Below are 976 nucleotides of genomic sequence, written 5' to 3' on the forward strand. Positions count from 1 at the left end.
AAAGTAACTCCGAATTACTATCCTAAAAGGAGGATCCTCGGAACATACAGTTAAGAGTAAACCGTTATTATTCGAATTATGCGGAATCAATCCCCATGTTTTTCCGGCTGTACGAGTATCTCAAAGTCTGTGCCAAATGATGAGTTCGCCATGATCTCTTTGAGGTTCGAATTATGTGTATAGACGAAGATATTGCTATCCTCCATGACCGTTTCCCAACAATCGGCGGTAGTGAGACGTTCGCTATTGAGGCCGCAAAAATACTGGATGTACCAATTTATACGATGTATGTCGCTGACGGCGTTGAGGTACCAGAGACCGTTAAAATCAACCCAATGCGCCAACGTAAATACACGAATGGGGTGAGTGGAAAACTGTTGGAGTGGCGGAACGGAGGAATGAATCCGCTTGAGTCCGCGAGTGTTGCGTTCGATATGACCGAAGGAGTCGACGAACTCGGTGAGTACGACGTTTTACTTGAGAGCGGACCTCTTACCAAGTACTACGTACCAGAGACCGATCAGCGAATTGTACACTATCCACATAGTCCTCCGCGGTGGCTATACGATCTATTCCGGGATCGAATGAAGCGATTGGACTATCCAGGGATCGCGTTCGGCGCTCGTGTGTACGCAAAGATCTGGCGCGCTCTCGATAAGGAGGCCGTTGATTACGTCGATACGTTCGTGGGGAACAGCGAACTCATCCGTGACCGCATCCGTCGCTACTACGCACGTGATGCCGAAGTCGTATATCCCCCGATAACTGGCGACTGGCGAAACGAAGGGGACGATGGATACTTCCTCACATGGTCACGGCTTGACCCGGAGAAGCGAATCGACCTAATCGTCGATGCATTTCAGGATCTCGACGAGCAGCTGATTGTCGCAGGGGATAGCGAACAACGAGAGAAGCTCGAACGAATGGGAACTGGACACGATAACATCGAAATTCGTGGGTTCGTCGAAGACATTGA

At 49.5% G+C, this 976-nt stretch carries 1 protein-coding gene; it reads left to right on the forward strand.

Features of this window, described 5'->3' with window-relative positions; genetic code table 11:
- Positions 1-173 precede the first annotated feature (173 nt).
- On the forward strand, positions 174-976 hold an 803-nt coding region (locus DVK07_RS19630; protein WP_121598521.1), incomplete at its 3' end, for a glycosyl transferase family 1.

Origin of the sequence: Halorubrum sp. Atlit-26R (assembly GCF_003666015.1) — an archaeon.
Lineage (GTDB): Archaea > Halobacteriota > Halobacteria > Halobacteriales > Haloferacaceae > Halorubrum.